We start from the raw sequence: 3,506 nt of genomic DNA on the forward strand, positions 1-3,506 counted from the left end.
TTCCTGTTGCTTGATCGCAGCCACTATTTGGCTCTCGGTAAATCTTGTCTTTTTCATCGTAGTTAACTGTTTAAAGATAAAGAGATAACTCTACTCTAAAACTGACGGAATTGGGGGCCGCTGACACAATCATAGGTCCTTTGCCTAATTTCAGAGTAAACCTTTGTCTTTCTCACTTTTTCCATCTTGTCAAATTTTATATGACAAATCTAGCGATCTTTCTTGAACTGTCAAATAAAATATGACGCTTTTATTTAGCAAATAAACCAAATTAGCATAGTGAATAAGATACAACTACAAACAAAAATTGGTCAGAGAATAATTGAATTAAGAACTCAAGCTGGCTGGAGTCAAGCTGACTTAGCAAGGGCTTGTAGTAAAGATCGTCAAGCAATTGAAAAGATTGAAAACGGCAAGGTGAATCCAACTATATTTTCCCTTTATGAAATTTCAACCGCGTTAAACATCCCTCTGTCAAAGTTGCTTAGCGGGATTCAATAAATGAGGAGCATTGCAAAAAACGAAATACTGTAATATCACAAACACCAAAAAATTTAGGTCTTCCAATATTTTTTCTTAGTCCAGAATAGAAAATTAAATTTTTGCTGTTCATAAATTTTCGCCCAACGGTACGGCTTACTGATGGCCGGGATTTTAGAAACGTAAACAGTCTTGCCGCGAGTGAATTTATTTTAAAAACTGAACACCACTTACCACGTACCCCGTCTACCCGGCTATTCAGTAAACTACTGTTAGTAGCCGTTTTTTGTCTGCCCGTTTCTAATGACTTTTATTTTTGTGTAACGAAAAACCATTTCTGCTTTTGGGTCGCCTTTGGTTGGATTGTAACCAGTAGGATAACCTGCATAAGAAACGATTTGTCCAGTTACTTGAATTTGTAACGGAAGATTGTTGCCTTGCCACAATTTGTCAGCTTTGATGAGTTTATCACTAGCAGGCTCTAAAAAATAATATTCTCTTACAGTGTCAGTCGATGATTTTGTGTCACTCCATTGAGCACAAGTACATTCTATTGCGTTGTAAGATAAGTTAAGTGTCGTGTCGTCTTTTGTTGAATATTCAATATCCTTTTTGAACACATCAATCTTTGTATAACGAAACACTTTTGCTTTGTCTAACTGTTCTTCGCCTTTAATTGTTCCCTTTGGATAGTCTGGCCTTACATAAAACTGTCCTGTAACTTTAATAAAGTGTCGTCCTGGGTCAAAGTACATAGGTAGTTTTAAATCTTTGTTTGCCGGCTCAATAAAAATGCAATGCTCTGCAAGTTTATCATCTTCGTACTTTTTAAAGTCAGCAGGTGTCACCCAATTAGCACAAGCACAGCCCCAAACAATATAGTTTAACTCTAATGTTTCTGTCTTGCCGTTTAAAGTGTTTGTTGGGTCAGAAATGTCTTTGCGTTGTGAACTTTGTGATACCAAAGTGTCTTTTGAAACTGTGGCTTTGTCAACTTTATTTGGGTTTGTCGTACAAGCCGTAAAAAGCAATATGATTGGTAAAAGTTTCTTCACTTGTAGGGTGTCTCTAAAATGGCTACTAACGGTACGGCTTACTGACGGACGGGAGTTTAGAAACGTAAACAGTCTTGCCGTGAGTGAATTTACTTTGAAAAATGAACATCACGTTTACCGTCTTACCCGGCTGACAGTAAACCGATGTTACCAGCAGCTTTTCTTATGTTAGTAGTCTGCACGTATGCTTCCATTTATCATCCAATGTTCGTAGATATCTTTATTGCGACCTTCAAGTAATTGTAGAGCAATGTCATTACATTTTTTATTAGCATAAAGTCCTTCATAAACTCCAACTACGAGCAAATTATCAATGTTTTCGTCATTTCTGTCGCCAAGCAAGTTGAAAAACTGAAAGCACTTTAAGGTGAAGTTAGTAGTTCCATTGTTTGTTGTAATATCTTCAAATAGTTTTGTACTAAGCTCCTCATAAACAATATAAGGTAATTCGTCATTCAAATGCTCTGCAACCTTGCTAAACTCGGGAACATTATTATAGAGTTCATTAACTAAAGAGTCTTTGAAGGTTTCAAGTTCTCCAGTGGATGTATTCAGCGTAACCACTTGTCCATAACAATGGCAATTATTCAACCTTGTTCCATAAATTCTAGCATTTTTAAAATCAGTACTTTCAAGTGAACAGTTTTCAAAGGTTGTATTTGTCAAATTGCACCCTGAGAAGTCGCTGCATTTCAGATTACAATTTGTAAACTTTGTATTCGTGAAGTCTGTTTGCGAAAAGTCAACAGAAAAACAGCAATTCTCAAATATTGAATCGGAAAGTAATTGTCTATTTAATTTTTCTCCCTTGTCAAACTCAAGATTTATAAAAAATCGATATCCTGCATTATATTCTTCTATGATGCTCATTATGTAAGTTACTGTCGTCATAAAGTTGCTGGTAACGTAAAGGCTTACTGATGGACGGGATTTTAAACGTTCACAGTCTTGCCGCGATTGAATTTAATTGGAAAGAAGAACATCACATTACCCGTCTGCCCGGCTATTCAGTAAACTATTGTTGCCTGCTGCCTGGCTGACTGAAAGCTGTGTCAAATAATGTCGTTGATATATCATTGGCAGTCAGATCGCGGCGTTTGGGTTCAATCAAGCCATTTATTCCGTCCCAATAATTTTTATTTTCCAACCAGAATCCTTTATCAATCGAAAGAACATTCTTTAGTAAGTCACCTGGATACAAATCTCCTTCTGAAAAAATATCTTTTTGTAAATGCTCAATTGCCAAAGGAATAAGATATGTCAACGCAAACTCTTGCCCAACAATCAGCCTCAAATCCTCTACGGTGAATTGGTCAAGCGAAACTTTGCAAAAGTCCAAACATCGCTTAACCATTCTAGTGGGAGCATCATCTGAACTTCCGAAATCACGTTTCTCCAAATTTTCAATGCTTTTATGCCGCCAGTTATTTTCCTTTTTTTTCACTTAATCCTTTTGTCTTAGTACATATTCAAGATACTGTTGAAAATTTTCGTATCCATTGACAGATGGATTTTTCAAATCTATCATCTGTTCAATGCCAGTATCAAAAATTTGCCAATTATACTTTATAGCTAAAACAACCAATTCATAAAGCGCACGCTCACCATATAAACTTAGTATTTTATTGCCGACAGGCTCCTCGTCGATAAAATAATCAATAACAAAGTCTTCCCCCTAATTTCCCTATGATTGCCGTCTGATTTAATCTGGCCAAAATGACTCTCTAAAGCATAACAAAAATCTGTCGGCTCCAATTGCTCTTCATCTACCTCTTCAATTGACTGAATTTTAATTCTTGAATTAAATACTACAACGTCCCAACTCATGTCTTATAAATTATAATTCTGATTTCATTTAAATTGTCAGCCCTATACGCTAGTAAAGCGGTCTTAAAGGTTGCAGGCAACGTAACGGCTTTGCGATGGCCGGGAGTTGAAAACGTAAACAGTCTTGCCTTGATTGAATTTACT

General features: G+C 36.3%; 4 protein-coding genes. 1 reads left to right on the forward strand and 3 read right to left on the reverse strand.

The annotated features are described in order from the left end of the window. Window positions 1-279 precede the first annotated feature (279 nt). A complete protein-coding gene (locus M4J38_RS19725) occupies window positions 280-501 on the forward strand; it encodes a helix-turn-helix domain-containing protein (protein ID WP_251761346.1) in 222 nt (73 codons plus the stop codon). A gap of 251 nt (window positions 502-752) precedes the next feature. Here the strand turns inward: M4J38_RS19725 and M4J38_RS18770 are convergent, their stop codons facing one another. From M4J38_RS18770 to M4J38_RS18780, 3 genes are all read right to left on the reverse strand, one after another. After that, complete coding sequence (locus M4J38_RS18770; protein ID WP_251761347.1) at window positions 753-1,535, reverse strand: hypothetical protein; 783 nt, start codon at window positions 1,533-1,535, stop codon at window positions 753-755. A gap of 168 nt (window positions 1,536-1,703) precedes the next feature. Continuing rightward, window positions 1,704-2,405, reverse strand: a complete 702-nt coding sequence (locus tag M4J38_RS18775; protein WP_251761348.1) for a pentapeptide repeat-containing protein — start codon at window positions 2,403-2,405, stop codon at window positions 1,704-1,706. 145 nt (window positions 2,406-2,550) lie between these two features. Beyond that, the gene (locus M4J38_RS18780; protein ID WP_251761349.1) at window positions 2,551-2,979 is read right to left on the reverse strand and encodes a contact-dependent growth inhibition system immunity protein; all 429 of its coding nucleotides are present in this window, start codon (window positions 2,977-2,979) and stop codon (window positions 2,551-2,553) included. Window positions 2,980-3,506: the final 527 nt, after the last annotated feature.

Source organism: Parasegetibacter sp. NRK P23 (genome assembly GCF_023721715.1).
In the GTDB taxonomy this organism is placed as follows: domain Bacteria; phylum Bacteroidota; class Bacteroidia; order Chitinophagales; family Chitinophagaceae; genus Parasegetibacter.